Source organism: Streptomyces sp. NPDC025651 (assembly GCF_055558735.1).
In genome coordinates, this window is sequence record NZ_JBVHLZ010000011.1 from 261,073 (window position 1) to 287,470 (window position 26,398).

Sequence of the window (26,398 nt, forward strand, 5' to 3'; positions counted from 1 at the left end):
TCATGGTGGACTCGCTCGGGGACAGCCTGGACCGCGCGCTGGAGGGGGCGTTCACCCGCCCCGTCCCCAAAAGCGCCCAGGCCCAGATGAAGTACCTGGTCAAGCAGCTCAAGGGCACCAAAGCCGCGGCTCAGGCGCTCGGCATCTCCCAGCGCACGGTGGAGAGGTACGTGGCGGGCAGGCTGAAGCGGCCCCGGCGCGGCCTGCGCGAGCGCCTGGAGGACGAGGTCAAGAAGCGGTGGCAGCCGCAGGTCCGGGCGAAGGCCAAGAAGAAGGCGGTTGCCACGGACGGCCTGGTCGTCTCCACGCGGGCCCGCTTCGGGTTCACCGCCGCCCCGGGCACCACCGACGACGCCCGCATCCGCGACATCACCCAGGCCCTGCCGCCCGAGTGGGCCGGCCGCCTGTTCACCGCCCGCGATCAGGGCGCCACCGAACAGCAGCTCCAGCGCATCGCCGCGGAGGGCCTGGCGGAGATGTACTTCCGCGCCAACAACACCCGGGCGCACGGCCTGGGCGTGGAGTTCACCGACGTGGAGCGGATCGATTTCGAGTTGTAGGGGATTGCCGGGCACGCGTCATGGCACATCGGGCCGCGCGAGCGCCTCGGCCGCCGGTGTGCTGGTACGTCGCGCGTACGTCATCCGTGCGCGCACCTCGCGCAGCGTCCGGGGCCGGTAGCCGGGCCCGCCGCAGCAGCTCTTGTGGAAGCCCACGCCCGCGTTCAGCAACACGGTGAGCGTCCGCCACGCCGCGAGGTCCCGCCTCCGGGGCGCCGCGAATGCCGAGCCCGCATGGAGCATCGGCTCTCCACAGCGCGGGCAGGTCCGCTGCCTGGTCCTGTCGTACGGCTGCTTGTACGAGACCCGGCAGGAGAGGCAGACGTACGAGGTCGTTCCATGAGGCATCAGGTCAGGCTAGGGCACGTTGCCGCGCTTTGCAGGTGCTGGTCGACGCCACGAGGTGGCTGAGGGGCTGGTTCATGCCGCGTTGCCTCCCGAGGTTCGCGCAGGTCCGTGAAGGCCGTGGTGTCCGGTCCTTCGAGCGCGAGTCGAGCACCGCGCGCGGTAAGGGAGTTGATCCCTGATCGGCCCCGGCGCGGATGCCGATGCGGAGCGGGTGCATAAGATCACCGGCATGGCACTGCGACCGGTGAACGTGAACATCAAGGCTCTGGACGACTCGGCGGTGGGCCGGTTCTGGGCGGAGGCGCTCGGCTGGGGGGTTTCCAGTGAGGGTCCGGGCGTGACCAACGTGGAACCCGCGGGCGGCTTCGTCTGGCCGGACCCGGTCGCCGTCTGCGTCGACGTGGTTCGGGTGCCGGAGCCCAAGTCGACGACGAAGAACCGTGTGCACCTCGATCTGGCCACCACCTCCGCGGCTCATCAGGCGGAGTTGGTCGAGCGCCTCAAGGCGCTCGGTGCGAAGCCCGTCGACATCGGTCAGGGAGATGTGCCGTGGACGGTCCTCGCCGACCCGGAGGGCAACGAGTTCTGCGTTCTCGAACCTCGGGAGATCTACCGGGACACCGGGCCGGTGGCCGCGGTGGTCGTCGACTGCGAGGATCCGCGGGCCATGGCCCGGTTCTGGGGCGAGGCGGTGGACTGGACCCTGCACGAGGCGACCGACGACCGCGCGGTGCTGCGCTCCGCCCGGGGCGTCGGCCCGTACCTCGAGTTCCTCCGCACGCCGGGCACGAAGACCGTGCCGGACCGCGTTCATGTCGACGTGCTGCCCTACCCCGGTGAAGACCTGGAGGCGGAGGTGGCCAGGCTGCGGGACCTCGGCGCCGTCGACCTCGACCTCGGCCAGGGCGATGTCCCGTGGCGGTGCCTGGTCGACCCGGAGGGGCACGAGTTCTGCGTCCTCGCCCCTCGTGCCGAGGCGAAGCCCGCATGAGACTCCGGCACTCGGGCGTGTGAGCCTTGTCCGCGCGTGGGCCATGCCTGTCGTGGTCGTGTCCGTCATGTACTGCGTCCGTCATGCGCCGTGCCCGTCGTACGCCGCCCCCGTCGTACCCCGTCCCCATCCTGCGCGAGGCCTGACCAGCACGCCCATGCCGGGCGTGCTGGTCCTGGGGCGCGGTCACTGCGGGCGGTGTTCCCAGCAGCGGTCGGTGCGCGTGAGTTCCTGGAAACCCGCCGAGGTCAGCCGGTCGATCGCCGTCCGGTCAGCGGCTGATTCATAGGCGACGAGGCGGTCCACGCCGCACAGGCGGAGCCAATCGGCGGCCTGCGCGATGAGCACCTGTTCCAGGCCGTTGCCCTCGTGGGCCGGGGTGATGTGGAGGTTGCCGATGTCCGCCAGGCCCGCGGAACGGGTGTGGCGTTCGGCGCGGGACAAGGCCGTGTCGACCTCGATGAAACCGACCGAGCGCCCTTCCTCGTACGCCGTGAATCGGGTACCGCACTCCCCGAGCGTGCGCTCGATGGTGAGCCCCGGCTGCGGCTTGTGCGCCGGAAGGTCGGCCGTCCGCGCGATCAGGATCACTTCGGTGTCCCCGACGTGCCGGAAGCCCGCGCGTTCGTAGACGGCGCGAACGTGCGGCCAGTTGCGCGGCAGGCCGTGGACGACCGGGGCGGGCAGCTCGCCGGAGGCGTGGCGGACACGGACGTTCCACCGTGCGAGCTGGGCCAGGCAGGCGGTCATCAGCAGATGCGCGGCGGCGTCGGAGTCGGGCCAGAAGGAGGCCGACGGACGGCAGACGAACCAGTTGATGTCGCCCGCGTCCCGGTAGTCCTCGCCGACCTCGGCGTCGGCGCGGTAGCGGAGCAGGTGGGCCGCGGCCACCACGGATCCGCGCTGCTCGGCGACGAGCGTCATCCGCTCGCCCACCCAGGGATCGGTGATGAACTCGTCCGGCTGCCGCTCCAGGCAGCTGAGAACGGTGTTGACGGAGACCGAGACTCCGGGAACGACAGCGGCGACATGCTGGTTGACCAACTCCGTGAGCTGGTCGCGGTCGTCGCGGCGCATGAGACGCACCGTGGGTGCGGACATGGGTGACCTCCGGTCGGAGAACTGTGCGAGGAGGCCGCCATACGGTGCGGTATGCGGACAACAGTACGTCAGCGCTGGGACCGTGCGGAAGTGAGGTGCCCTGGAGCAAGGTGCCTCGCAGTGCGGTGCCCCGACACGGCCTCGCGGCCCAGGGGTTCATACGGCCGTCGTCCGCTCCGCGTTCAGTCGGGGCGGTTGTGCCCCGGCACCCGGCCTTCCCGGCGGTTCGTGGCCTATGCCATCCAGACACCTCTGGCAGCGCCCGGTGCCCTTTGGCGTCAGCCAGAAAGGGTTCGTCCTCGACGATCAACACGCGCACGCCCTTGATGCTAAGAGTCGGCACATATCGCCGACGTATCAAAAACCGCATACGTGCCGGCAACGCCGCACTGCCTTGACTGACGGCATGAATCACATGCCGCCGTCGGCGCGGACAACGCCCCGCCGGATTCACTGGAGTCTTGTCGTCGGTCTGATAGCCGTCCTTGCGGCGATCACCGTGCCCCTCGGCTACCGGGCCCTGCACTCGTCGTCCCCCTCGTCCGCCTCGTCTTCCCTGGTCGCACCGCCCTCGAAGGATCCGCCCGGTGGGCACCGTGGTGCGCTGGGTGAGGACGACGGTGCCGTCCCCGACGGCACGACGGTCTTCGACGGCGATGTCCCGGCCGTGGGAAACCTCGATCCGGATGTGCTCAAGGCCCTCCGCCGAGCCGCACACGACGCCGCCGGCGACGGGGTCGCCCTGTTCGTCAACAGCGGCTGGCGTTCCCCGGCATACCAGGAGCAGCTTCTTCGCGAGGCGGTCTCCGAGTACGGGTCAAAGGCCGAGGCCGCCCGGTGGGTGGCCACCGCGAAGACGTCTCCTCACGTGGCGGGGGAGGCGGTCGACATCGGGCGCTCCAACGCGACGGAGTGGCTGTCCGACCACGGCGACGAGTACGGGCTCTGCCAGATCTACGGGAACGAGCCCTGGCACTACGAACTGCGCCCCGAAGCGATCGAGGACGGCTGCCCGCGGATGTACGCCGACCCCACCCAGGACCCGAGGATGCAGCAGTGACCGGTAGCGAGCGAGGGCAGACGATCGTGCAGGTCGACACGGCGGAACAGGCCGGACAGGAGGGCGCGGGCCCTCGGGAGACCGAATCCGGCATCGGATCCGGCTTTGGCTCTGACCCTGGGACCGGCATCGGCTCCGGCCCAGGAACCGGCACGAGCTCCGGCTCTGGAACCGGCTCCGACACCAGCTCCGGGGCCGGAACCGCAACCGGGGCCGGGCGCGCGGGCATCCGCCGAACGCCCCTTCCCCGAACTCTCGGCTTCGGTCGCGCAGGCGATGCCCCTCTCGCCTTCCGGCCGGATCCCTGGAAGCGCGGCCTGGTGCTCGCGGCGCTGGCGCTGCTGCTCGGCCTGCTCATGCTGCTGCACACGTACGTCACGGACCGCGGGGGCCTCGGCAGCCTGGTGGAGACTTTCCTGCCGTGGTTCGGCCTGTTCATCCCGGTGCTGCTGGCCGGGGCGCTGTGGCGCCGCTCCGCCTCCGCGGTTCTCGCGCTGCTGCTGCCGGTCTCGGGCTGGTTGAGCCTCTACGGCGGGCTGCTCGTCGACAAGTCCCACTCGGGCGGCGATCTCACCGTGGTCAGCCACAACGTGGACGCCGACAACTCCGACCCGGCAGGTACCGCCCGCGACCTGGCCGCCTCAGGCGCGGACGTGCTGGCCCTCGAGGAGATCAGCTCGCAGGCGAAGCCGCTGTACGAGAAGGAACTGGCGAAGGCGTACCCGCACCACACGGTGCAGGGCACGGTCGGACTGTGGAGCAGACTGCCGCTGTCGGACACCCGGCCCGTCGACACCGAGCAGGATGTCGGGCCACTGGGGGACGCCAAGCCGGCCGACGCCAAGATGGCCGACAACCGGGCGCTGCGCACCACGGTGGCCACGGACCAGGGGCCGCTGGTGGTGTACGTGGCCCACCTCGGGTCCGTACGTGTGGTCCCCGGGGTCGGCTTCGCGACGGACGACCGGGATCGCGGCGCACAGGCGCTCGCCGAGGCCGTCGCCGCCGAGCGCAACGAGCGGGTGGTGTTGCTCGGTGACCTGAACGGCACCATGGACGACCGCGCGTTCGCCGGCATCACCTCGCACCTGCGCTCGGCCCAGGACACGGCCGGGGACGGCTTCGGCTTCAGCTGGCCGGCGAAGTTCCCGGTGGTGCGGATCGACCAGATCCTGGTCCGGGGCGTGGAGCCGGCGAGTTCGTGGGTGCTGCCGGCCACCGGGAGCGATCACCGGCCGGTGGCGGCCGGGATCAGCTGGTGAACGCCGGAGTCGGGCAAGCCCGTACGCGAGATGCGTCCCGAGAGCACGGTGCTCAGTGGCCGCCTCGCGGCTCGAAGCAACCGGTCTCCATGTACGGCCCGTTGGTGGAGACCTGATAGTTGGTCGGCTGCGTGAACGCGGTGACGCAGGCGTCCTTGCGGACGCGGAGGGCGATCTGGGTGCCTTCGGGCGTGACGTAGTGGTCCGTTTCGAAGCGCGAGTCCATCTCCTGCACGGTGAGCGTTCCGAGGCGTTGCTCGCCGTCCGCGCTTGTCCGGTAGCCCAGTTCGACCAGGGCCGCGCGTACCGTCTTCGGATCCCACACCTTGGCTGCCCAGAGCCGTTTGAGGACGGGTTCGATGCGGGCGGCCTCTTCGCGGGCGGCCTTCTCACCGGCGGGGGACATGTCCGCGGGAATCTTGAAGCCGTTGTTCTCGCGGTAGTGCGGGGCTCCGTCGTGGGAGTCGGGCTCCACGTTGCCGCGCGCGGGGCCGACAGGGGAGCGCGTGGCGTCAGGGCTCGGGGCGGAGCCGGTCGCCGTCGGACCGGCGTGCTGCTGTCCGCAGGCGGTCAGGGTCAAAGCGGTTCCCAGGGCGAGGGCACCGATCACACATGTGGATCTGGATCCGGATATCTGCATATGAAGGACTCTGCCATCTTCGGCGGGGAGGAACCTGGTGCGTATGCGCCGGTTTGCACTCGTATACTCGTGCGAGCTCAAGGAAGACGGAGGTGGGGGCAGTGAAGCTTGCCGAGGCGCTGGCGGAACGCGCGGAAGCCGCACGGCGTGTGGAGCAGTTGCGGGCGCGAGTCGTCAGCAACGCGCGGTACCAGGAAGGCGAGACGCCCTCAGAGGACGCCGGCCAGCTGTTGGCCGAGGCCGGTGAGGCCCTGGACACCCTCGAATCGCTGATCCGGCGGATCAACCGGACCAACGCCGCGGTGGAGCTGGGCCCGGACAGCACGCTCACCGACGCGCTGGCACGCCGGGACGTCCTGCGGCTGCGTCACTCGGTGGTCACCGCGGCGGCGGACGCGGCAGCGGGTTCCGGCGATCGCGGCTACGGCCGGCAGCTCCGTTCGGAGCTGATGATGCTCTCCGCGCTTCCGGTGGCGGAACTGCGCGCCCAGGCGGACGTCCTCGCCAGGGAGATCCGCGAGGTCGATGTGCTGATCCAGCGCACGAACTGGGAGGTCGACCTGCTGGACTGACCGGTCCGGCGGGCGGAGACGGTGTGGAGCAGGTAGCTGCTTCGGAGGCGTGCACACGCCGAGGGCCGGCGGTTCTTCCGGCTCACCTGTGGCGCGTGAAGAGCAACGCCGGGGTTCGACTCCCCATCAACAGTGCAGCTCAGCACGGTGTACAGGTAACAGTGCACATCGCACGGCACATCACCACGTGCAGATCCGAAGCGGTGAGGGCGGGTTCGGGGCTCTCCACATCGCATCTCCCCACAGGCCGTTGCGGCGAGCGGTTCCGCGAAGAAGCATGGTCGCCATGCAGCGACCGAGGCAGATCATCGAGTGCGGAGACTTCGTCCTGCGACGCTGGCGGGGGCAGGCCGACTTCGCTCCGGCGTTCAAGCTGATCGAGGAGTCGCTGGACCACCTGCGCCCCTGGGAGCCGTGGGCGGCCCGGCACAGCGAGCAGAGCACCCGGGACTTCCTCGCCAAGTCCGAGGCGAAGTGGGCGAGCGGCGACGTGTACACCTACGCGATCGCCGAGGACGGCACTCTCCTGGGCATGTGCCAGACCTACCGCGGGGCCGAACCTCAGGGCCGACGCGTGGGCTACTGGCTGCACCCCGCCGCCACCGGCCGGGGCATCGCCACGAGAGCGGCGGCGGCCGTGGTCGCCGAGATGTTCACCCTGCCGGACGTGGAGTACCTGGAGATCGCGCACGACCTGGCCAACACGTCCAGCGCCGCCGTCCCGCGCCGGTTGGGCTTCACGGAAGTCCTGCGTGAACCGGCGACGCAGCCCGTGGCTCCCGCAGGCAGCGGCATCGTGGTGGTCTGGCGGCTGAACCGCCCTGCGCCGCCCGCCGACAGCACGTCCTGATGCCCCCGGATTCCGCCCCGTCCCGTGTCGCGCGGTCCGTGGCAACCGTGTCTTTCTTGTACGTGATCGGTAACAGACGTACACGGCACACGTGTTGAGGGCGGTTCCTGGTGCAGAATCTGCTCGCGATCGAGAGCCGAGAGCTGTCGAGAGCCGAGAACTTCTGTGTGTCTGACAACGGGGGAACACCATGAATACTGCTGTCCGCAAGAGCCGCAAGAGCTACGAGAGCCACAGCGGCCGTAAGAACCACACGAACCTCAGGCGGTGGAGGTCCTGTGCACTCGGGGCCGCCGCGGTCACCGCGCTGCTCGGGGCCACGGCATGCGAGTCGAGCGCTGATCAGGACTCGGGTGACGCCAAGCCCGCGGACCGCCCGAGCGTGACGGGTCCGGCCACGCCGGGCGGTGAGGGCGGCGGCGACAACAGTGGTGACGGCGGCGACGACAACAGCGATGGCAACAGCGGGGGCAAGGGTGGCGCGGACACCGCCATCGCCGCCTGCACCGCCGACGAGCTGGCCGTCTCCGCCGAGAAGGAGCCCGCGGACAGCAAGGAGGCCAGGCACCTCCTCATCACCGTCCAGAACACCGGCGACAAGAAGTGCAACGTCTACCACTACCCCTACGTGAAGATCGGCGAAGCCCGGTCCACGACTCCCGTGATCAAGGGCAGCAGCCCGGACCCGGGCAAGCCCATGACCATCGCGCCGGGCGAGGAGGCGCACGCCGCCCTGCTCGTCGCGGGCGGTGCCAGGGACGAGTACGAGGCGAACAGCATCGGCCTGACCCTCCACGGCAGCAAGCTCGGCAGCAAGGCGGGTGAGTCGATCGACGTCCCCATGCCCGTCGACACGCTGTACGCGGACGACGGGCAGCTCGTCACCTACTGGACGACGGCATCCGGCGTCGCCCTGGACTTCATCATGTCGAAGTGAACGCAGGCGCTCAGCCGCACGCCGAGGTGTGTGGCTGAGCGCCTCCGTCGGTCACCGAACGCGGCGCGTCGACTCCTCTGGTTTCAGAGCATGATGAGCAGGCGCGTATTCGGCTTGAGTTTCCTGTTCACCGAACGGCTCTGCACATATACCTCCAGCTTGGGATTGTTGCCCGCCTTCACGGAGACGGTTCCCTGGATACCCGTACCGAACAGAAGGCTGCGTGCCGCGTCTCCCGTATAGGCGCGGTCGGTGTCTTTCTCGACCACGATGACTTCCTTGTTCTGCTGCACCTGTGCTCGGGCGCCCAACTGGTAGTAGCAGGCGCCGCGTTCGTACGTCACGCCCGGATGTGAATTCACGAAGGGGCGGATCTCGGTCTCCTGGTCGACTTTCAGGAGGCGGTACTTGTCGGCCGGAATGGGTTCGAGATTGGCTCGCACCTCGTCGACCGATATGTCCTGTCCGACGGCGAACAGGTTCTTGGTGCCGCGCACTCCCTGCTCCCGTCCTCGGAGGAAGCTGGTGGCGGCGGCGCGCACGGTGCCGATCGCCTCCTCGACGCCCTTCTGGGAGTCCGCGTCCCAGATGGCGATGTTCCCCGCGGGGAAGCCGTAGTTCTGGGCGGTGCGCTTGGCCAGGGAGTTCGGCACGAGGATCGCGGAGGTCCAGTGGCCGGGAAGCGCGCCCATCTTCGCCGTGATCCTGTCGAGCCAGGGGCCGAGGATCGTCATGTCGCCGTCGTGCCGCCTGTCACCGCCGGAGGCGTTCTCCTCGCCGTCCGTCACCACGATCTGGAGGAAGCTGTGCTCGCCGTATTCCTCCCAGATGTGGCCCAGGTCGTCCAGGGACTTCAAAGAAGCCTCAATGAGCGCCGTGGCTCCATTGTTGACCCGATACAGACCCCGCATGGACGGAAGGTGCTTCACATCCATGTCCCAGACCAGGTTCTCGACTTGGTGGTCGAAGGAGTAGAGGCTGATTCGGGTCTCGTGGCCGAGACTGTCCGACTCGGCCTTGAGCCCCGCGACGAATTCGTCCACAACGCGGATGAGTTGACTCTGATGCGGACGCATGGAACCCGAACAGTCCACCACCAGAGCGACGTGATTCACCTTGTGCTGGATCTTGTTTGCAGGCATGTTTCTGCTCCCCCTCCGAGGCTCCCCGAGTGATGGTTTCACTCTATGGGGAGGCACTGACAACGGCCTTTGGCGAAGGCCGTTGACGGGCAGTCACCCGCGCCGGTTCACCGCGCGGGGGCCGTGCTCGGCGATGACCCCCTCCACGAGCCAGCAGTGCGCCTTTCCCAGGCTCGGCTCGGCGGTGGTGACGAGAGTGTCCCGGTGCTGCCAGTAGCGACGGAACAGGGGGACGGTGACTTGCATGTCAGCGGCCATGAACGCCCGGAAGGCGGGGGTGTCCTCCATCTCGCGGGCACGGGCACAGGCGCGGCAGAAAGCCTCCAGCGCCTCGCACCGGTGCGGCGCGCGCCCGGCGGCGATGGCCGGTGCGGCGCCGTTCTGGGCGTCGAGGAGCGCCGCGTACATCGACGCCTTGTCCCGCACGTGGGGCGCGGCCCAGTAGTCCAGGAACGCGGGCTCCGCCACGAGGACATGGAGCTCGGCGTAGGCCAGTACGGCCTCGGGTGTCGGGTCGGGCGGCAGTTCGGGAACGGCCTGCGCGGTGATGGCGTCGGCCAGGCGCGCCGGCAGGCCGGTGGGCAGGACGCGCTGCCACGCCTGGGCGAGGTCCGCGGCGGCCTGCGGTCGGCACGCGACCCTGGCCAGCACGTGCAGCCGACGCAGCCGCTCCGGGCCGGAGCTCTCCTCCAGTGCCTGCAACGCCGCCTCGCGCCACCGCAGTTCGGCCAGCCGTGTCCTGGTGTTCTCCAAGTGCTGGGTCACCAGATCGCCGAGACGGCGCCCACCGGCCGCGACGTCGCCGATGGCCGCGACCGGTACGTCCAGCGCACGCAACTGCCGGACCATGCGCAGCTGTTCCAGGGCCTGTGGCGGATAGCGGCGGTGGCCTCCCTCGCTGCGCGGGGCCGTCGGCAGCAGGCCGATGTCGGTGTAGTAGCGGATGGCCTTCACCGACAACCCCGTGCGCGCGGCCAGTTCGCCGATCGACCAAGTGACTTCCATCTCAGCCCCTTGAATCTCCCCTGCGGTGGAGGTTCTAGCGTATGGAGCACCGGCCCAACGGCACGAGGCAGGGGGCCGGACGGCCCGGCTCCGGTGAAGGGCGGGGGAGGCCACCGGAGCCGGGTCGCTGCGCACACGTACAGGGATCCATGACCAGCAGGACTGAAGCCCGGCACCCGATGGGGGATCGACATGACACTTCCACCCGGCCAACGCGCCGTCGACGGATTCCCGCGCTTCGGCACCCACCTCCATCACCCGCCTCCGCCGGTCCCCGCCGACCCGGTGATCGAGATCGGCGGGGCCATGATCGAGGCCGTCACCCTGGCCGTGACCGACCTCGTGAAGCTGCCGCGTGAACAGCTCGCGGCCGACTTCCACTGTGTCGCCGGATGGTCGGCAACCGGCCTGCGCTGGGAGGGTGTCTCGTTCGCGGTCGTGTATCGCCTTCGGATCGAGCCGCTGCTCGCGTCGGGCGTCCTCGTCAGCCATGTCGCCTTCGAGGGGCTCGACGGCTTCCGGTCGGTCGTGTCGCTCGAGGACGCCCTGGGCGACGACGTGCTCATCGCCGACCGACTCGACGGAGAGCCGCTCGACGGCGACCACGGAGCTCCGGTGCGACTGGTCAGCCCGAGCCAGTACGGCTTCGTCAGCACCAAGCACCTCTGCCGCATCGAACTCCACACCACCCGCCCCCGGGATCCGGACCGGTGGTCGCCCATCGTGTCGCACCGCAGGGCGAGGGTCTGGCAAGAGGAACGCCACCGCTATCTTCCCGGCAGGGTGGTGAGGCCGGTGTACCGGGCGCTGATCGGGCCGATCCGCGCACTGAGCGCCCGCGGCAGCCGCACGTCGCCGCGGTGAGACCGCTCGTCCCGGTCCGCACCTGGTAGCAGCCGCTTCAACCGCGGCGCGGTCGACGGCGGTCGCGGGCGCGACGCGTGGCCACCGCCACCTGCTTGCCCGGTGGCGGGCCCGCCACCGGGTTACCGTTCCGCCATGGCCGACTACCGCATCGAGACCGTACGCAATGGCGAACGCGACTGGACCGCCCGCAACGACCGCGGCGCCGAGGTCCGGATCGCCGCCGCCGACAACCCCGACGCCCAGCCTTCCTTCACCCCCGTCGAACTCCTCCTCGCCGCGCTCGGCGGCTGCGGCGGACTCGTCGTGGACCGCACGGCACGGACCGTCGACCACGACGGGCTGCGCATCGTCGTGGACTCGGTCTCCCGGCCCGAGGACGACGGCCGCGTCGGCGTCGTCCGGGTCGCCTACGAAATCGAGCTGCCCGAGGGCGACGGCAACGCCGCCGAGAAGCTGGAGCGCGCCATCCGGCTGACCCACGAGAAGTACTGCACGGTCAGCCGCACCGTCGAACACGGCGCGCGCGTCGAGGCGTTGGGGCCCGACGGGGCCACGCTCTTCGCCGGGGGATGACCGGGGAACGACCGGGGGATGAGCGCGAGGAAACCCCTGCCAAAACCCCTGCCGTCGACCCGCGAGTCGACGGCAGGGGCCCGGTCAGGACGGAGAAACCTCAGGGCGGTGGATGGTCAGGACAGCTCATCGTCCGTACAGCGGCTCCACCCACACCTCACGGAACCGGACCTTGTTTCCGTGATCGTGCAGCCGGATGGCACCCGCGGCCGCCGACTCCGGGTCGCCCGCACCCACCGGGCCGTCGACGGGCGTAGCTCTATGCGCGCGTTGCGTTGTACGACCTCACTCCTGCCTGAGCGGCGCGTATCGTCGGCGTATCGAAAAGCGGATACGTGTCGGCAACACAGGGCCGATTTGACTGGTGTCATGTCCTACCGTGAACCAGCACCCCTGTCCCTTTCCGCGTCGCTGACCGTCGCGCCGATCAGCGACGCCGAGCACCTGGCCTTCGTGCGGGCGCGGCGGTCGGTGAACTTTGCGCAGACCCCGGCGTGGGGGCGGGTGAAGACGGAGTGGCGCAGCGAGTCGCTCGGCTGGTTCGACGGCGGGCGGCTTGCGGGGGCGGGGCTCGTCCTCCACCGGCCGGTGCCGGGGCTTTCGCGGTTCACGCTTGCGTATGTGCCGTGGGGCCCTGACATCGACTGGTCCGGCGACATCGGCGCGTGGCTCGACCCGCTGGCGGCACATCTCAAGGCCCGTGGCGCGTTCGCGATCCGGCTGTGCCCGCCGGTGCGCACGCACACCTGGGATGCGGCGCAGGTCAAGGACGGCGTGGCCGATCCGGGGGTGCGGCGGCTCACCGGGCTCCCCGACGGGCACGTCGATCCGATCGGTGCCGAGGTGAGCCGACGGCTCCGGGCGGCCGGCTGGCTGCCGCAGAGCCCTGAGGACGGGTTCGGGGCCGGGCAGCCGCAGTTCACGTACGAGGTGCCGCTGGCGGGAAGGTCCGAGGCCGACGTCCTGAAGGCCATGAACCAGCAGTGGCGCCGCAACATCAGGAAGGCCGCGAAGGCGGGGGTCGAGGTCACGGTCGGTGCCGCGTCGGACCTCGCGGCGTTCCACGAGCTGTACGTGCACACCGCCGGGCGCGACGGGTTCACGCCGCGGCCGCCGGCGTACTTCGAGACGATGTTCGCGGAGTTGAGCGCCGAGGATCCCGGGCGGATCGCGCTCTATCTGGCACGCCACGAGGGCGAGTTGGTGGCCGCGACGCTGCTGGTGCGGGTCGGCGGACACGCCTGGTACGCGTACGGCGCTTCCTCGACGGCCAAACGTGAGGTGCGGGGGTCCCACGCGTGCCAGTGGGCGATGATCCGTGACGCCCTGGCGGCGGGCTGCGACGTGTACGACCTGCGGGGCATCACGCCGACACTCGACGCCGCTGATCCGCAGGTGGGCCTGGTCCGGTTCAAGGTCGGCACCGGGGGGCGGGCGGTGCGGTACGTCGGGGAGTGGGATCTGCCGCTGCGACCGCTGGTCTACCGCGCCTTTGACCTGTACATGCGTCGGCGCGGGCGCTGAGCCCGCGCCGCACGGTTACCCGAGCGCGGCGGCCACCTCGTCGAGGCGGGCGCCGCGCGACGCCTTGATGAGGACGACGTCGCCGCCGGTGAGGCTCTCGCGCAGCCAGGCGGCGGCTGCTTGGTTGTCCGTGAACGCGACCGCCCGCTTCCCCGCGGCGTCGGCGACGGGACGGGCGGTTTCGCCGACGACGGCCACCAGGTCGGCGCGCGCGGCCGCGTACTCGCCCACGGCTCGGTGTTCGGCCTCGCTGCCGGCGCCCAGTTCGAGCATCGCGCCGAGTACGGCGATACGGCGCCGACCCGCGACCGCGGCGAGCGTGTCCAGGGCGGCTCGGGTGGAGTCGGGGTTGGCGTTGTAGGAGTCGTTGAGCAGTGTCGCGCCGCAGGCCAGGGTTCTGCGCTCCATGCGCCACCTGGACAGTGAAGCGGTGCTGAGGGCCACCGCCGAGGTGACCAGGGGGATGCCGGCCGCGAGTCCCGCCGCGGCGGCGGCCGCCGCGTTGAGTGCCTGGTGGGCGCCCACGAGCGGCAGTGCGACACGGGCCGAGGCGCCGGAGGCGCGCAGCGTGAAGGTCGCCCGGCCCAGGCGGTCGAGGACCAGGTCCGTGACACTCACGTCGGCGTGTTCGGCGCGGCCGAAGGTCAGGACCGGCCCGTCGGTCAGCGCGCGCATCGCGACGACGCGGGGGTCGTCGGCGTTGAGGACGGCGGTGCCGCCGGGAGCGAGGCCGCGCACGAGTTCGCCCTTGGTCCGTGCGATGGCCGCGCGCGAGCCGAACTCCCCGATGTGGGCCTGGCCGACGTTGAGCACGACCGCGATGTCGGGTGCGACCAGGCCGGTGAGGTGGGCTATGTCGCCGAGGTGGCGGGCGCCCATTTCGAGGGCGAGGAAGCGGGTGTGCGCGTTGGCGCGCAGCATGGTCAGGGGCACGCCGAGTTCGTTGTTGTACGAACCGTGTGTGGCGACGGTCGGCCCGGCGCCCGAAAGGACCACGGACAGCAGGTCCTTGGTGCTGGTCTTGCCCTGCGAGCCCGTCACCGCGACGACGGTCAGCCGCTCGCGCAGCCGGGCCACGGTGTGGGCGGCGAGTGTCTGCAGTGCCGCCGGTACGTCGTCGACGACGACTGTGGGGAGAGGTGTCGGCCGTGAGCCGAGCACGGCGGTCGCACGGGTGTGGCCGGCGTAGTCGTGGCCGTCGACGCGCTCACCGGCCATGGCGACGAAGAGACCGCCCGGCTCGCCGTGCCGGCTGTCGAGTACGGCCGGCGCACTCACTGCGACGGTCGCGTCACCCGTGACCCGGCCGCCGACGAGCGCGGCGATCTCGGCGAGGGAGAGGGGGTGCGGGGCGAGGGATGGCTGGCTCTGAGTCATGGCTTCAGTGAAGGCGGCGGGGTGTTGCGGGCGCGTATGCGGTTCTCGATACGCCGGCGATAGGTGGGCGGCTCGGGTGGGGGTGCTCGTTTTCGCCGTTCGGTGTCCGGGGACGCCGAGGCTCCGGCCGGACCGCCGGAGCCTCGCCGTGTTCATCCCAGACTCACCTGTGTGATGGGAAAGTTGAAATAGGTGTCCGGGTAGGGCTCGTCCTTGAGCGTGTAATGCCACCATTCACATGCGTAGGAGCTGAATCCACTGGTCTCCATGATGGAGCGAAGGCGCCTGCGGTTGTCCGCCGCGGCGCGCGAGATTCCTTCCGCTCCGTGGTGCGAGATCGAGTCCATCAGGTCGTGGTCGCCGCCCATGACGGCGAGGTCGCCGGTTTCCAGGTGGTACAGCGTCAGGTCGACGGTACTGCCGCGGCTGTGGCCCGACTTGGCGGCCACGTATCCGTTCTCGAACATCGCGGGCCGGTCGATGTTGGGGTAGTGGCGGTGCTTGGTGCGGCCGTCCTCCGGCTGCTCCGACCAGCGCAGGAAAGAGTCCACGGCACGTTGCGGGCGGTAGCCGTCCCAGAGAAGGAGGCCGAATCCGTGCGAGGCGGCCTCTTCTCGCGCGCTCTGCAATGCCGCACACAGGGCCCTGGTGCCGACGATGCGATTGGCCAGGTATCCGTTGACCGGTTTTCCGGTGAAGTTGTCCCAGGTGGCGTACTTGGCGTCCCAGCGGACCCCGGGTATGAACTCGTCCAAGAAGACGAAGTCGTTAGGCATCGGCCTGCTCCGTCGGAGTCAGGGGCCGGGCGAGCGTCCCGGTCACCAGTCGGTCGATCACTTCGGGCAGCGGAACCCCGGCGGCGGCCATCATCCTCGGATATCGGCTGTACGAGGTCATGCCGGGGAATGTGTTGACCTCGTTGAGGACGACCTGTCCGTCCTCCTTGAGGAACAGGTCCACGCGGGCGAGTCCGCTGCATCCCAGGGCGCGGTAGACGGCCTTCGCCACTTCCTGGACGCGTGCCCGGGATTCAGCCGGAATATCGGCGGGGACGATCGGCGTCGAATTGTCGGAGCCGGTCTCGGGTTCGTCCTCCTGGTGAATCCGGAAGAATCCGTGGGACAGGGCGATGCGGTCGACTTCTCCCGCGGTCAGGTCCGTTCCGTCGCCCAGGATGGCGCATCCCACCTCGCTGCCGACGACCGCCTCCTCGATCAGTACTTTCGTGTCGTACCGCCGGGCGACGTCCAGCGCGGCCGGCAGTTCTTCCGCGTTCGCCACCTTGCTGACCCCGAAGGACGATCCCGAGCGGGCAGGCTTCACAAAGACGGGGTAGGTGAGCCGGTCGGCTTCGATGTCCTCGTCCGCCGCGACCGTCCAGAAACGCGGCGTGGCGATTCCGGCGCCGGCGGCGACGACGTAGGCGAGGGACTTGTCCATGCCCAGCGCGGAACTCTGGACGTCGCAGCCCACGTACGGGATTCCGGACAGCTCGAGCAGGCCCTGGACCGCGCCGTCCTCCCCGAGCTTGCCGTGCAGGACGGGCACCACGACGTCCAGGCCGATCGTCTCGTACTTCCCCTGGTCGAGGACGAGCAGTCCGCGCACGCCGCGGTCCGGGGACAGCACGGCGGGCCGGTCTGCGCCGCTCTCCCAGTCCGTGGCGGGGCCCTCGCAGAGTCTCCAGGCGCCGTTGCGGGTGATCCCGATGAAGTACGGCTCGTAGGTGTCCGGGTCGAGGTTCCGCGCGATCTCCTGCGCGGACTTGATGGAGATGGGGTGCTCCTCCGAGCAGCCTCCGAAGAGGATTCCGACCTGAAGCTTGGCCTTAGGCATGCTGATTCCTGCTTTCGAATTCCAGACAGTTGGTGATCGAGTTCTCGACCGTGTCGCTCAGGGCACGGTCCGTGTAGTACGCGGTGTGCGGACTGATGAACGCGTTCGGCATCTCCTGCAGCCGCAGCAGTGGCTTGCTGTCGATGGGTGCGTTCCGTCGGTCGGTGTAGAACACGCCTTCCTCGCCCTCGACGACGTCGAGGGCGACACCGCCCAGGTGCCCGTCCTCCAGCGCCGCGACCAGCGCGGCGGTGTCGATGAGGGCGCCGCGCCCGGTGTTGACCACGAACGAGCCGCGTTTCATCCGCTGGATGCGTTCACGGTCGAGGAGGTGGTGCGTCTCGGCGTTGAGCGGCGCATGGAGCGTGACGACGTCGCTCGACCTCAGCAATTCATCGAGCGCGACCTCCTCGCCGGGGACGCCAGGGTCGCTTGATTCGCCGGAATCACCGGATTCACCGGCACGATTTCCGTACGCCAAAATCCGGCATCCGAAGGCGCGGAGCCTTTCCATGACGGCCGTGCCGATGCGCCCCGTTCCGACCACGCCGACGGTCAGGTCGCGCAGGTCCTTCCCCCGTACGTCGTGCAGCCGGTAGTCGTGCACATCCGCACGGCGGACAGTGGACTTGGCATGGCGAACCGCCATCAGCAGCATCATCACCGTGTAGTCGGCGACACTGTCGGGGGAATAGCTGACGTTCCCGACGGAAATACCGAAGCGGCTCGCATAATCCACGTCGATGTGGTCGTACCCGATGCTTCTCGTGGAGATGTAGGAGACGCCGACTCGGCTCAGCGCACGAATGGTCGCCGGGGTGATCCGGGTCTTGTGTCCGACGCTGATGCACCGGTTTCCGGATGCCAGGTGGACGTTGTCCTCCGACACCGCGGATTCCGTGATTGTCGGCGTGACTCCGAATCGGGCGGCCAGATCCCGGAACCGTGCGGCTTCGTCCCGCCCGCATCCGAAAGCGGTGATTCCCACTGGTTCGCTGTAGGTCATGCCTCCATTCAAGGAGGCGGGGTGTTGCCGACGCGTATGCAGTTTTCGATACGCTGTCGATAAGTTGTCGGCCCGCTTTGTCGGCCCGCTTTGTCGGCCCGCTTTGTTGGCCCGCGCGGCGTTCGCCGAGCGGGGCTAGGCAGATGACGGCGCTGGTGCGATCGGGCCGAGAGCATCCTGTACTTCGGCTGGTGCGCGCTGCGGCTTCATCCCCGCTGACGTCGGTCTCGTGACCCCGTCACACGTATCACGACCGCGGGGACGTGCGCGCGGGCAGTTCCACCGTGATGTGCAGGCCGCCGGTGTCGCGCGGGGTGAGGGTGAGGGTGCCGTCGTGTGCGCGAGTGATGGTTGCGACGATGGCCAAGCCGAGGCCGACGCCCGTCTGGTTGGCGTGGATGCGCTCGGTGCCCCTCTGGAATGGTTCGGTGAGCGTCGAGACCAGGTGTAGGGGCAGTTTCTCGCCGGTGTTTTCGACCGTGAGCATCGCGGTGCCGGAGTCGACGCCGGTAGTGACCCACACCCTGCCCTGTTCGGGCAGATTGTGGACGATCGCGTTGTGCACGAGGTTCATGGTCAGTTGCAGCAGGAGCGCCGGCGATCCGCTCGCGGGGGTGATGTCGCCGCGGGTCTCGATGGTGACGCCGTTCTTTTCCGCGAGGGGGAGCAGCGTTTCGGTGGCTTCTTCCGCCATGAGGGACAGGTCGACCTGCTCTCGGGCGAAGGATCGCTGGTCGGCTCGGCTGAGCAAGAGCAGCGCCTCAGTGAGGTCGATCGCTCGGGTGTTGACAGCTTGGAGGCGGTCGAGGACTTCGCCGGTGTCGCGCGATGGATCGGTGCGGGCCACGTCGAGAAGCGACTTCGAGATGGCCAGCGGGGTGCGGAGTTCGTGCGAGGCGTTTGCCGCGAATCTCTGCTGCTCGGCGACGTGTGCTTCAAGCCGTGCGAGCATCGCGTCGAAGGCGTCGGCAAGTTCACGGAACTCGTCCTGGCGGCCCGGCATCTGGATACGGTGCGAGAGCGATCCTGTGGCGGCCGTGCGGGTGGCGTTGGTGATGCGAGCCAGAGGGGCGAGCATACGACCGGCGAGGAGCCATCCTCCCAGGAGGCCGAACACGAGGAGGAACACCATCACCGCGGCTGCCAACGGCGCGAAACCACGCACGAAGTCGACGCCCGGAGTTCTTCTCCATGACCCCTCTTCGTTGGTTTGCAACCACCCCTGTCGCAGGAGGAACACTCCTACGGCGGCGAGCAGCAGGGAACCGGCGAGCACGAGAAAACCGGCGTAGCTGAGGGTGAGCTTGAGGCGGACACTCAGCCCAGGCGCTCTATCCACGGCTCTCTCCCCGGTCTCCGGCCTGCGGCTGTGCGTCGATGCGATAGCCGACGCCGGGGACCGTGGCGATGATCCACGGCTCACCGAGACGCTTGCGCAGTGCCGAGACGGTGATGCGCACAGCATTGGTGAACGGATCGGCGTTCTCGTCCCACGCGCGCTCCAGAAGCTCCTCGGCGCTGACGACGCCGCCCTCGGCGGCGATGAGGACCTCGAGTACGGCGAACTGCTTGCGCGTCAGCGCGACGTAGCGGCCGTCCCGGTAGACCTCGCGTCGGAACGGATCCAGCCGCAGCCCTGCGATCTCGCGGACCGGAGGCCGGCTGTGGCCACGCCTGCGGTCGAGCGCCCGGAGTCTGAGGACGAGTTCCCGCAGGTCGAACGGTTTCGTGAGGTAGTCGTCGGCGCCGAGCTCGAAGCCGGACGCCTTGTCGTCGAGGCGGTCGGCCGCGGTCAGCATGAGGATCGGCATGCCGCTGCCCGAGGCGACGATGCGTTTGGCGATCTCGTCACCGGAAGGGCCGGGGATGTCGCGGTCGAGGACGGCGATGTCGTAGCTGTTGACGCTCAGCATTTCCAGGGCGATGTCGCCGTCGCCCGCGAGGTCGGCCGCGATCGCTTCCAGGCGCAGGCCATCGCGGATGGCTTCCGCCATATAGGGTTCGTCCTCGACGATCAACACACGCATGCTCTCGATGGTACGAGCGGACACATATCGTCCGCGTATCAGAAACCGCATACGCGCCGACAACACCGTGCCACCGTCCATCAGTGCGTCGAGACCGCCTTCAACGAGCGTCCCGGGACGGCATCCGGGGCCGTGACCTGCATGAACACCACGATCTGCCCATCGACGAGCCTTCGGTCAACGTCGTCGGGTTACGGCACGCGGGCGACGCCGACGTAGAAGCCGCTCAGCTCCTCGTCCGGCGCAGGCGAGTCCTTGTACCACTTGGTCGCCGTGACCAGCCCCGGAGCCAGCAGTTCCAGGCCGTCGAAGAACGGCTCGACCTCGGCGCGTGTCCGCATGCGCAGCGGAATCTCGCCCTTGCGGTACGTGGTCGTCACCGACTTCACGAGGTGCGGGTGCTCATCGGTGGTGCCGTGGGAGAACACGAACCAACTGCCCGAGGGCAGCGCGTCGACCAGCGTCCGCGTCAGGCCGTAGGGATCCTCCTCGTCGGTGATGAAGTGCATCAGCGCGATCATCGACAGCGCGACGGGCCGGGTGAAGTCCAGGAACGTACGGGCGTGTTCGAGGATCGCCTCGGGCTGCCGTACGTCGGCCTCGATGTAGTCGGTGGCTCCCTCGGCGCTGCTGACGAGCAGCGCCTCGGCGTGCCGCAGCACGATGGGGTCGTTGTCGGCGTACGCGATCCGCGCCGACGGCACGACGCCCTGCACGATCTGGTGCAGGTTCGGCTCGGTCGGGATGCCCGTGCCGATGTCGAGGAACTGGTCCACGCCCCGGCCCGCCAGCCAGGCCGCCGCACGGTGCATGAACGCCCGGTTGCGCATGGCGTTGAGCCGCGCCTCCGGCGGCAGCTTCTCCGCCACCTCCTGGTCGACCGGATAGTTGTCCTTGCCGCCGAGGAGCCAGTCGTAGACACGCGCCGGATGGGCCTTGCTCGTGTCGATGCGGCTTCCGAAGGACTGTGACGACATGCGTGACTCCAGCGTGTGCGAGATCGCCGACCGCTTCACCGGGACCGCTTCGCGCGTTACGGGGTGAGGCGGGAGGGGGCCAGGTGATTATGGCATTGGCCAGATCATTGCGCAGAGTTGACCGCATGCGTGCCCGGAGCGCAGCTCTGCCTCAGGTCCTCCAGGTCGGTGGCCGTCAGCTGCCGCGTCGCCGAGCCCCGGCGGCCGCCGTCGAGCTGGGCGCACGCGCCGTCCAGCCACCGCGGGGAGGGCTCGACCCCGACGAACGCGGCGAAGCGGGTGAGTTCCTCGCGAGGGGCGTCGAGGAGAGCCTCGTACGAGAGCGTCATGCGCTGACCGGCAGGCAGGCCGTCGAGGAACTCGGTGCCCTGGACGACGAGTTCGGACCACAGTTCGCCGAATCGCCGCGGGGGGAGGTCCCGGTCGCGTACGAGCGCGGGGTCGAAACGGTCGGTGAGCAGGGGCGCCAGGTCGGGCGGGAGCGAGCGCACCTGCTCCTGTGTGAGGTCGCCGAAGCTCTCGGCACCCGTCCGCTCCTTGATCTCGCGCAGCAAGGTGATGACGCGGTATCCGACGTGGCGGCTCATGGACAGGGCGCAGTCGGGGCCGTCCCGGAAGAGGTGCACGAACTTCGCGTGCGGGAAGGTCTCCCGAAGGCCCGGCGCCCAGCCCGTCGAGTACCCGGAGCGCTCCACGACGGCGGTGCGGCCGAACCGCGCGCCGAGCAACGCGAAGAGCGCCGCGTGATGTTCGGCGGCGGGACGGCCGGGCCACTGGACGACCGCCGCGTGGATCTCGTCGAGCAGGCCGTCGGGGTCGTCGGTGAGGTGCGGCAGCACCATCAGGGAGAGCGCGGGGATGCCGGTGGTCTCCGCGGAGTAGCGCCCGGGGCGCTTGGTGTAGAGGAACTCCGGCATCGGCAGCCCACTGCGGAGCATGCTCGCGAAGTACGGGGTGGGCCTGAACAGGGCCTCCCAGAACTCCGCGCCCGACAACTGGCCTTGAGGGAAGGCCGCTTCGCCGACCGAGGCCATGTACTCGTTGAGGCTGAGGACGTCGGGGTGGGCGTTGAGGATGCGGGACAGCGCGGTGGAGCCGCTGCGGCCCGTACCGATGACGAAGGTCAAGCTGCGCAAGGTCACTCTCCGAAGGCACAGGGCGGGTGTTCCAGGGCTCCGTGCAGCTCAGCACAGCGAGGCGGGCCCGTCCATGCCGCCTTCCCGCGCCCCGTGGGTCCCGCGGCCTCAGCCGGTCAGGGCGGCGAGCGTGGCGTCCAGGTCGGCGGCTCCGGGCCGGTTGTGGGGGAGCTTGGCCAGGATCCTGGCCAAGCCGCAGGTGTCGGTCAGGGCGGAGAGGACCAGGCCGCCGGCGACGCCCGCGGACAGCAGGCGCAGCGCGCTCCAGCGCTGTCCGGCGACGAGGCCGGTCAGGACGAGGGATCCGGCGGCGAGGCGGACCTGGCGCTCCATGGCCCAGGGGGCGCGTGTGCCGACGGGACGGTGGGTGTCGTGGCCGTGCCTCGTCCAGGCGGTGGTGCCGCCGGTGAGGGTGGTGGCGGTGATGCCCTGGTCGGCCAGGTGCCGGCAGGCGGTCGCGGAGCGCGTGCCTGAGGCGCACACGATGAGCAGGCCGCCGCGAGCCGCGGCGGTCTTGAGGGCGGGCAGGGCGGCATCGAGGTGGTCGAGGGGGATGTTGAGCGCGCCGGGCAGGTGGCCGGAGGCGAACTCGCCGGGTGTGCGCACGTCGATGACGGTCAGCTCGTGCAGGCGGGCGTAGGCCTGGTCGACGGTGAGAGCCACGGGATTTTCCTTTGCAGGGGTGGGGTTACCCCTTCGGTACGATACCCGCCGGGGTATCACGAAGGAGTGTGGGTTGTGGAGCTGGCGATGGCGGCTGAGGAACTGAAGACGGTGGTCAACCGGCTGCGCAGGGCGCAGGGACAGATCGCCGGCGTGATCAAGATGATCGAGGAGGGACGGGACTGCGAGGACGTGGTCACCCAGCTCGCGGCGGCCTCCCGGGCCCTGGACAAGGCCGGCTTCGCGATCATCGCGACCGGTCTGCAGCACTGCCTGACCGATGCGGACATGGCCGCCTCCGGAGATCGGGAGCAGATGCGTGCCCGTCTGGAGAAGCTGTTCCTTTCTTTGGCCTGAGGCCGCGGCACCGCGGTGTCGCGGGTATCGCTGTGCCGTTGTGCCACGGGGCCGTTGTGTCACGGGCCCGCAGCGCCACGGAGCCGTCGTGCCCGATCGCCCGTCCGGCGCGTCAGACGACGGCGTCGACGAGCATGAAGGCCGCCACGGCCAGCAGCACGACGGCGAAGGTGCGCTGCAGCCGGGTGCCGGTGGCCTTGGAGCCCAGGCGTTTGCCGTCCCAGGCGCCGAGGATCGCTGCGCCGGTGAAGGGGCCGACGACCGCCCAGTCGATACCGGCGGTGGTGGCACCGCGGGTGGCCAGGGAGGCCAGCGAGTTCGCCGAGATGACCAGCAGGCTGGTGCCGACGGCGGCCTGCATCTCGAACGCGAGGACGGTGACCAGCGCCGGGACGGCGAGGAAGCCTCCGCCGACCCCGAGCAGACCGGTCAGCGCGCCGAGCCCCGCACCGGTACCGGCGGCCTTGGCAGGTCGTGTCCTGCCGCCCTCCGGACCGGTGGCGGCGTGGCCGGGGCGCAGCATCTTGACGGCGGCGAGCGCGGCGACGGCTGCGAACGCGGCGGTCAGCACCGGCTGGGGCAGACGGGACGCGGCGGCCCCGGCCGCGGCGGCGGGCAGGAGCCCCGCCGCGGCGAACAGGGCACCGGCCTTCCAGCGGACGTTGCCGGTGCGGGCGTGGGCGAAGAGCCCGGTCAGCGAGGTGGCGGTGACGATGATCAGGCCCGCGGTGGTGGCCGCGGCCGGGGTGAAGCCGAGCAGGTAGATCAGCGCGGGCACCGCCAGGACGCTGCCGCCCCCGCCGAGCGCGCCGAGCGCGAGCCCGACCACGGCCCCGGCGGTCAGGGCCAGGATCAGCGCACTCACGCTATGACACCGCTGCTGCCGTCCCGGCCGGTGACCGGCAGGCCCGCATCCGCCCAGGCGGTCATGCCACCGGTGACGTCGGTGGCCTCGACGCCCTGGGCGGCCAGCAGCTTCGCGGCCCGCTGGGAGCGGTGACCGGAGCGACAGACGGTGATCACCGGCCTGCCCTGCGCGGCGGCCGGGAGCGGCGCTCCGGCCGTCAGACGCGACAGCGGCAGGTGCAGCGCGCCGGGTGCGTGCCCGGCATCCCACTCCGCTGTTTCACGGACGTCCAGCAGAACGGCCTTGCCGTCGTCGGTGCGCTGATGGGCCTGCTCGGGGGTGAGGCGGCCGGAGCCGCGGCGAAGGAACGAGAACATCGCGAGATCACTTTCGTACGAGTGGCGTGGAGGACGGCGCGTCAGCCCGTGCCCCGAGGGGCGCGTCAGTCCCTGCCCCGGGGGAGGCGGGTCAGTCCGTGCCCAGGGGCGGGTCAGTCCGTGCCTTGAGGGCGGGTGAGGGTCAGGCCCGCCGCGGTGGCGGCGTCGAAGCCGTCGTCGACGGCGACCACGTCGCGGCCGACGGCATCGAGCAGGGAGGCGGCGATCGCCGCGCGCATCCCGCCGGCGCAGTGCACCCACACCACCCCGTCCGGCACCTCGCCGACGCGGCCGTGCAGCTCGTGGATCGGGATGTGGACCGAGCCGTCGACGAAGCCGCCCGCGCGCTCGGAGTCGCGCCGCACGTCCAGCACCACCACCGGCTCCCCGCGCTCGCGGACGTCGGCGAGGTCGGCGAAGCGGGCGCGCGGGAAGGAGGCGGGCCGCTCGCCCTCGCGGACCCAGTCGGCCGGTCCTCCGGTGGCTGCGGCGGCCGGGCGGTCGATGCCCACGCGTGTGAGTTCCCGCTGCGCCTCGGCGATCTGCCCGGGCGTCTCGGCGAGCAGGGTGACGGGCTTGCCCCACGGGATCAGCCAGGCCAGGTAGGTGGCGAGCTTGCCCTCGCCCTCGAAGTTGAACGACCCGGCCACGTGCCCCTCGGCGAAGGCGACGCGGCTGCGCAGGTCCACGACCCACTCGCCCGCGGCAAGGCGGGAGGCGATCTCCTCGGCGTCCGCGCGCTCGGGCGGGGTGAGGTCGACCGGTGCGGGGCCCGCGGCGTTGGCCGGGCCCATGTGCGCGTAGTAGGCGGGTACGTCGTCCAGACCCGCGAGCGTCCGGGCGACGAAGGTGTCCACGTCCAGGGTCAGCGCGTCGTTGGTCGCGCGTTCCTTGCCGATCGTGGTCCGGTCGCCCTCGGACTGCGAGGAGGAGCAGAAGCTGCCGAAGCCGTGCGTGGGCAGCACCGGCACCTCGTCGTCCAGCTCGTCGGCGAGGCGGTGGGCGGAGGCGTGCTGGGCGCGGGCCAACTGCTCGGTCAGCCGCGGCTCGACGAGGTCGGGGCGGCCCACGGTGCCGATCAGGAGCGAGCCGCCGGTGAACGCCGCCACGCCGCGTCCGCCCTCGGCAAGGGCGTAGGAGGTGTGGTGCGGGGTGTGTCCGGGGGTGGCGATCGCGCGCAGCACCAGGTCCTCGTCCACCGTCACCGTGTCGCCGTCGGCTATGGGGGTGCGGGCGAAGGACACGTGCGCCCCGGCCGGCACCAGGTAGGTGGCGCCGGTGACGCGGGCCAGCTCCGGGCCGCCGGTGACGTAGTCGTTGTGGACATGGGTCTCGGCCACGAAAGCGATGCGTACGCCGCGGCGGGCTGCCGCCGCGATGACCTGGTCGATGTCGCGCGGCGGGTCGATGACCACCGCGGCACGCGGCCCGCCCGCCAGGTAGCTGCGGTTGCCCAGGCCCGCGAACTCCAGGGTGTCGACGAAGAACACGACTGACGACTCCTCTCGATCGGTGTACCCCGGGGGGTATCTGATGTTCACTCTAACAGTGATACCCCTGGGGGTATTTCACGGGTGGGGGAGCACCCGCTCAAGGCGTCTCCTGAGGGTGCTCGGGTACCCGGCGGGGTATAGAGGAATCAGCCGTTCTGAACCGCGGGGGACGGCCTTGGCGGACAATGCGCCAGAGGGTTCCCACCCGTCGGCGGCACGACGACACGGGGAAGCTCGGGGAAGTGGCAGGCGTACGGGGAGTAGGAGAAGCGGGGGAACGGGGGCGGGTCGATGCGGCACCAGGTCGCGTTACGGGACGTGGTCGACGACGGCGTGCGGTTCGCGGTGGACCGTGGTCACGCGTCCGCCGAGGAGCGGCGGGTGCTCGACGCCCTGCTGGTCACGGCGGACGATGCGCGGATCGTCCGGCGGCTGAGGCGGCGGCGCAGGAACGGCGATCCGCTCGGATTCGGGATCGGGGAGGTCGCTGCCGTCCTCGGCCCGGTGCTGATGATCGCGGTCGAGGAAAGCTTCCGTACGGTGGCCGCGGGGCTCACCGGCTCGCTGTTCGGAGTCTGGCTGCAACGGCTGTTCCGCCGTCGGCCGGTCGCCGTCACCCTGCACGAACTCCCGCGTGAGCAGCTGCGCGCCATGCACGACCTGATGGTCCACAAGCTGGTGGAAGCGCAGATCCCCGATGACACCGCCCGTGCGGTGGCCGATCGGGTCACCGCGGCCCTGGCCCTCGGCGACGACGGCGCGCAGGGCGGTGAAGACGAAGGCGCCGCGGACGAAGACGCCACGGACGATGACGCCACGGGCCGCGATGGCGAGGGCGAGGGCCGGGACGAGCAGGGCGGCGGGCGGTAG

The 26,398-nt window shown here is 70.1% G+C and carries 29 protein-coding genes; 12 read left to right on the plus strand and 17 right to left on the minus strand.

What is annotated here, in order from left to right; translation table 11 throughout:
* Nucleotides 1-2 precede the first annotated feature (2 nt).
* Complete coding sequence (gene tpg, locus ACZ4D5_RS33640; protein ID WP_467776265.1) at nt 3-560, plus strand: telomere-protecting terminal protein Tpg; 558 nt, start codon at nt 3-5, stop codon at nt 558-560.
* An 18-nt stretch (nt 561-578) separates the two neighbouring features.
* Here the strand turns inward: tpg and ACZ4D5_RS33645 are convergent, their stop codons facing one another.
* Nucleotides 579-908, minus strand: a complete 330-nt coding sequence (locus ACZ4D5_RS33645; RefSeq protein WP_467776266.1) for a deoxyxylulose-5-phosphate synthase — start codon at nt 906-908, stop codon at nt 579-581.
* Between the two features lie 229 nt (nt 909-1,137).
* On the opposite strand from ACZ4D5_RS33645, the gene ACZ4D5_RS33650 reads away from it, so the two are divergent.
* Complete coding sequence (locus ACZ4D5_RS33650) at nt 1,138-1,899, plus strand: VOC family protein (protein ID WP_467776267.1); 762 nt, start codon at nt 1,138-1,140, stop codon at nt 1,897-1,899.
* A gap of 186 nt (nt 1,900-2,085) precedes the next feature.
* Here ACZ4D5_RS33650 and ACZ4D5_RS33655 read toward each other — a convergent pair whose 3' ends face one another.
* Entirely contained in the window at nt 2,086-3,000 is a 915-nt protein-coding gene (locus ACZ4D5_RS33655; protein WP_467776268.1) for a GNAT family N-acetyltransferase, read from the minus strand.
* A 406-nt stretch (nt 3,001-3,406) separates the two neighbouring features.
* Here ACZ4D5_RS33655 and ACZ4D5_RS33660 point away from each other — a divergent pair, with 406 nt between their 5' ends.
* The gene (locus ACZ4D5_RS33660; protein WP_467776269.1) at nt 3,407-4,060 is read left to right on the plus strand and encodes a M15 family metallopeptidase; all 654 of its coding nucleotides are present in this window, start codon (nt 3,407-3,409) and stop codon (nt 4,058-4,060) included.
* A gap of 227 nt (nt 4,061-4,287) precedes the next feature.
* Nucleotides 4,288-5,322: an endonuclease/exonuclease/phosphatase family protein gene (locus ACZ4D5_RS33665; RefSeq protein ID WP_467776380.1), complete on the plus strand. Its 1,035-nt coding sequence runs from the start codon at nt 4,288-4,290 to the stop codon at nt 5,320-5,322.
* Between the two features lie 52 nt (nt 5,323-5,374).
* On the opposite strand, the gene ACZ4D5_RS33670 is transcribed toward ACZ4D5_RS33665, so the two are convergent.
* Nucleotides 5,375-5,902 carry a hypothetical protein gene (locus ACZ4D5_RS33670; RefSeq protein WP_467776270.1) on the minus strand — a complete coding sequence of 176 codons (528 nt, stop codon included), beginning with the start codon at nt 5,900-5,902 and terminating at the stop codon, nt 5,375-5,377.
* A gap of 161 nt (nt 5,903-6,063) precedes the next feature.
* On the opposite strand from ACZ4D5_RS33670, the gene ACZ4D5_RS33675 reads away from it, so the two are divergent.
* From ACZ4D5_RS33675 to ACZ4D5_RS33685, 3 genes are all read left to right on the plus strand, one after another.
* A complete protein-coding gene (locus tag ACZ4D5_RS33675) occupies nt 6,064-6,534 on the plus strand; it encodes a DIP1984 family protein (RefSeq protein WP_467776271.1) in 471 nt (156 codons plus the stop codon).
* Nucleotides 6,535-6,820: 286 nt separating this feature from the next.
* A complete protein-coding gene (locus ACZ4D5_RS33680; RefSeq protein ID WP_467776272.1) occupies nt 6,821-7,384 on the plus strand; it encodes a GNAT family N-acetyltransferase in 564 nt (187 codons plus the stop codon).
* A 190-nt stretch (nt 7,385-7,574) separates the two neighbouring features.
* Nucleotides 7,575-8,321 (plus strand): DUF4232 domain-containing protein, encoded by a 747-nt coding sequence (locus tag ACZ4D5_RS33685; protein WP_467776273.1) that lies wholly within the window; start codon nt 7,575-7,577, stop codon nt 8,319-8,321.
* Between the two features lie 83 nt (nt 8,322-8,404).
* Here the strand turns inward: ACZ4D5_RS33685 and ACZ4D5_RS33690 are convergent, their stop codons facing one another.
* Together ACZ4D5_RS33690 and ACZ4D5_RS33695 are read right to left on the minus strand one after the other, a co-directional pair.
* Complete coding sequence (locus tag ACZ4D5_RS33690; protein ID WP_467776274.1) at nt 8,405-9,463, minus strand: vWA domain-containing protein; 1,059 nt, start codon at nt 9,461-9,463, stop codon at nt 8,405-8,407.
* A gap of 93 nt (nt 9,464-9,556) precedes the next feature.
* A complete protein-coding gene (locus ACZ4D5_RS33695) occupies nt 9,557-10,468 on the minus strand; it encodes a helix-turn-helix domain-containing protein (RefSeq protein WP_467776275.1) in 912 nt (303 codons plus the stop codon).
* 192 nt (nt 10,469-10,660) lie between these two features.
* Here ACZ4D5_RS33695 and ACZ4D5_RS33700 point away from each other — a divergent pair, with 192 nt between their 5' ends.
* From ACZ4D5_RS33700 to ACZ4D5_RS33710, 3 genes are all read left to right on the plus strand, one after another.
* Complete coding sequence (locus ACZ4D5_RS33700; protein ID WP_467776276.1) at nt 10,661-11,332, plus strand: molybdopterin-dependent oxidoreductase; 672 nt, start codon at nt 10,661-10,663, stop codon at nt 11,330-11,332.
* Nucleotides 11,333-11,467: 135 nt separating this feature from the next.
* On the plus strand, nt 11,468-11,908 hold the full coding sequence (locus tag ACZ4D5_RS33705; protein WP_467776277.1) for an OsmC family protein: 441 nt from the start codon (nt 11,468-11,470) through the stop codon (nt 11,906-11,908).
* 369 nt (nt 11,909-12,277) lie between these two features.
* Nucleotides 12,278-13,432: a lipid II:glycine glycyltransferase FemX gene (locus ACZ4D5_RS33710; protein WP_467776278.1), complete on the plus strand. Its 1,155-nt coding sequence runs from the start codon at nt 12,278-12,280 to the stop codon at nt 13,430-13,432.
* A 15-nt stretch (nt 13,433-13,447) separates the two neighbouring features.
* Here ACZ4D5_RS33710 and ACZ4D5_RS33715 read toward each other — a convergent pair whose 3' ends face one another.
* The 9 genes from ACZ4D5_RS33715 to ACZ4D5_RS33755 form a co-directional block, all read right to left on the minus strand.
* Nucleotides 13,448-14,809: a UDP-N-acetylmuramoyl-tripeptide--D-alanyl-D-alanine ligase gene (locus ACZ4D5_RS33715; protein WP_467776279.1), complete on the minus strand. Its 1,362-nt coding sequence runs from the start codon at nt 14,807-14,809 to the stop codon at nt 13,448-13,450.
* 152 nt (nt 14,810-14,961) lie between these two features.
* Complete coding sequence (vanX, locus tag ACZ4D5_RS33720) at nt 14,962-15,585, minus strand: D-Ala-D-Ala dipeptidase VanX (RefSeq protein WP_467776280.1); 624 nt, start codon at nt 15,583-15,585, stop codon at nt 14,962-14,964.
* Nucleotides 15,578-16,645, minus strand: coding sequence for a D-alanine--(R)-lactate ligase (gene vanA, locus ACZ4D5_RS33725; RefSeq protein ID WP_467776281.1), 1,068 nt, complete (start codon nt 16,643-16,645; stop codon nt 15,578-15,580). Before vanA ends, vanX begins: the two co-directional genes overlap by 8 nt.
* On the minus strand, nt 16,638-17,651 hold the full coding sequence (locus tag ACZ4D5_RS33730) for a D-isomer specific 2-hydroxyacid dehydrogenase family protein (protein ID WP_467776282.1): 1,014 nt from the start codon (nt 17,649-17,651) through the stop codon (nt 16,638-16,640). Before ACZ4D5_RS33730 ends, vanA begins: the two co-directional genes overlap by 8 nt.
* Nucleotides 17,652-17,898: 247 nt before the next feature.
* A complete protein-coding gene (locus ACZ4D5_RS33735; protein WP_467776283.1) occupies nt 17,899-18,990 on the minus strand; it encodes a sensor histidine kinase in 1,092 nt (363 codons plus the stop codon).
* Complete coding sequence (locus ACZ4D5_RS33740) at nt 18,983-19,678, minus strand: response regulator transcription factor (protein WP_467776381.1); 696 nt, start codon at nt 19,676-19,678, stop codon at nt 18,983-18,985. The genes ACZ4D5_RS33735 and ACZ4D5_RS33740 overlap by 8 nt, the downstream gene beginning before the upstream one ends.
* A 191-nt stretch (nt 19,679-19,869) precedes the next feature.
* Nucleotides 19,870-20,655, minus strand: a complete 786-nt coding sequence (locus ACZ4D5_RS33745; protein WP_467776284.1) for an SAM-dependent methyltransferase — start codon at nt 20,653-20,655, stop codon at nt 19,870-19,872.
* 104 nt (nt 20,656-20,759) lie between these two features.
* Nucleotides 20,760-21,797, minus strand: a complete 1,038-nt coding sequence (locus ACZ4D5_RS33750; RefSeq protein WP_467776285.1) for a sulfotransferase — start codon at nt 21,795-21,797, stop codon at nt 20,760-20,762.
* A gap of 102 nt (nt 21,798-21,899) precedes the next feature.
* Nucleotides 21,900-22,454: a rhodanese-like domain-containing protein gene (locus tag ACZ4D5_RS33755; protein WP_467776286.1), complete on the minus strand. Its 555-nt coding sequence runs from the start codon at nt 22,452-22,454 to the stop codon at nt 21,900-21,902.
* Between the two features lie 75 nt (nt 22,455-22,529).
* On the opposite strand from ACZ4D5_RS33755, the gene ACZ4D5_RS33760 reads away from it, so the two are divergent.
* The gene (locus ACZ4D5_RS33760) at nt 22,530-22,811 is read left to right on the plus strand and encodes a metal-sensitive transcriptional regulator (protein WP_018845516.1); all 282 of its coding nucleotides are present in this window, start codon (nt 22,530-22,532) and stop codon (nt 22,809-22,811) included.
* Nucleotides 22,812-22,923: 112 nt separating this feature from the next.
* On the opposite strand, the gene ACZ4D5_RS33765 is transcribed toward ACZ4D5_RS33760, so the two are convergent.
* The 3 genes from ACZ4D5_RS33765 to ACZ4D5_RS33775 form a co-directional block, all read right to left on the minus strand.
* Nucleotides 22,924-23,676, minus strand: a complete 753-nt coding sequence (locus ACZ4D5_RS33765; RefSeq protein ID WP_467776287.1) for a sulfite exporter TauE/SafE family protein — start codon at nt 23,674-23,676, stop codon at nt 22,924-22,926.
* Nucleotides 23,673-24,035, minus strand: a complete 363-nt coding sequence (locus tag ACZ4D5_RS33770) for a rhodanese-like domain-containing protein (RefSeq protein WP_467776288.1) — start codon at nt 24,033-24,035, stop codon at nt 23,673-23,675. The genes ACZ4D5_RS33765 and ACZ4D5_RS33770 overlap by 4 nt, the downstream gene beginning before the upstream one ends.
* A gap of 113 nt (nt 24,036-24,148) precedes the next feature.
* Nucleotides 24,149-25,525: an MBL fold metallo-hydrolase gene (locus ACZ4D5_RS33775; protein ID WP_467776289.1), complete on the minus strand. Its 1,377-nt coding sequence runs from the start codon at nt 25,523-25,525 to the stop codon at nt 24,149-24,151.
* 294 nt (nt 25,526-25,819) lie between these two features.
* Between ACZ4D5_RS33775 and ACZ4D5_RS33780 the strand changes: the two genes are divergently transcribed.
* Complete coding sequence (locus tag ACZ4D5_RS33780; RefSeq protein WP_467776290.1) at nt 25,820-26,398, plus strand: hypothetical protein; 579 nt, start codon at nt 25,820-25,822, stop codon at nt 26,396-26,398.

What these genes read in the sequence shown, in the direction of transcription:
- ACZ4D5_RS33705 (WP_467776277.1), top strand. Translation starts at nt 11,468, where the DNA reads ATGGCCGACTACCGCATCGAGACCGTACGCAATGGCGAACGCGACTGG.
- tpg (WP_467776265.1), top strand. Translation starts at nt 3, where the DNA reads ATGGTGGACTCGCTCGGGGACAGCCTGGACCGCGCGCTGGAGGGGGCG.
- ACZ4D5_RS33710 (WP_467776278.1), top strand. Translation starts at nt 12,278, where the DNA reads ATGTCCTACCGTGAACCAGCACCCCTGTCCCTTTCCGCGTCGCTGACC.
- ACZ4D5_RS33685 (WP_467776273.1), top strand. Translation starts at nt 7,575, where the DNA reads ATGAATACTGCTGTCCGCAAGAGCCGCAAGAGCTACGAGAGCCACAGC.
- ACZ4D5_RS33645 (WP_467776266.1), bottom strand. Translation starts at nt 908, where the DNA reads ATGCCTCATGGAACGACCTCGTACGTCTGCCTCTCCTGCCGGGTCTCG.
- ACZ4D5_RS33730 (WP_467776282.1), bottom strand. Translation starts at nt 17,651, where the DNA reads ATGACCTACAGCGAACCAGTGGGAATCACCGCTTTCGGATGCGGGCGG.
- ACZ4D5_RS33700 (WP_467776276.1), top strand. Translation starts at nt 10,661, where the DNA reads ATGACACTTCCACCCGGCCAACGCGCCGTCGACGGATTCCCGCGCTTC.
- ACZ4D5_RS33770 (WP_467776288.1), bottom strand. Translation starts at nt 24,035, where the DNA reads ATGTTCTCGTTCCTTCGCCGCGGCTCCGGCCGCCTCACCCCCGAGCAG.
- ACZ4D5_RS33660 (WP_467776269.1), top strand. Translation starts at nt 3,407, where the DNA reads ATGAATCACATGCCGCCGTCGGCGCGGACAACGCCCCGCCGGATTCAC.
- ACZ4D5_RS33680 (WP_467776272.1), top strand. Translation starts at nt 6,821, where the DNA reads ATGCAGCGACCGAGGCAGATCATCGAGTGCGGAGACTTCGTCCTGCGA.
- ACZ4D5_RS33780 (WP_467776290.1), top strand. Translation starts at nt 25,820, where the DNA reads ATGCGGCACCAGGTCGCGTTACGGGACGTGGTCGACGACGGCGTGCGG.
- ACZ4D5_RS33690 (WP_467776274.1), bottom strand. Translation starts at nt 9,463, where the DNA reads ATGCCTGCAAACAAGATCCAGCACAAGGTGAATCACGTCGCTCTGGTG.
- ACZ4D5_RS33695 (WP_467776275.1), bottom strand. Translation starts at nt 10,468, where the DNA reads ATGGAAGTCACTTGGTCGATCGGCGAACTGGCCGCGCGCACGGGGTTG.
- ACZ4D5_RS33715 (WP_467776279.1), bottom strand. Translation starts at nt 14,809, where the DNA reads ATGACTCAGAGCCAGCCATCCCTCGCCCCGCACCCCCTCTCCCTCGCC.
- vanX (WP_467776280.1), bottom strand. Translation starts at nt 15,585, where the DNA reads ATGCCTAACGACTTCGTCTTCTTGGACGAGTTCATACCCGGGGTCCGC.
- ACZ4D5_RS33740 (WP_467776381.1), bottom strand. Translation starts at nt 19,678, where the DNA reads ATGCGTGTGTTGATCGTCGAGGACGAACCCTATATGGCGGAAGCCATC.
- ACZ4D5_RS33655 (WP_467776268.1), bottom strand. Translation starts at nt 3,000, where the DNA reads ATGTCCGCACCCACGGTGCGTCTCATGCGCCGCGACGACCGCGACCAG.
- ACZ4D5_RS33745 (WP_467776284.1), bottom strand. Translation starts at nt 20,655, where the DNA reads ATGTCGTCACAGTCCTTCGGAAGCCGCATCGACACGAGCAAGGCCCAT.
- ACZ4D5_RS33650 (WP_467776267.1), top strand. Translation starts at nt 1,138, where the DNA reads ATGGCACTGCGACCGGTGAACGTGAACATCAAGGCTCTGGACGACTCG.
- vanA (WP_467776281.1), bottom strand. Translation starts at nt 16,645, where the DNA reads ATGCCTAAGGCCAAGCTTCAGGTCGGAATCCTCTTCGGAGGCTGCTCG.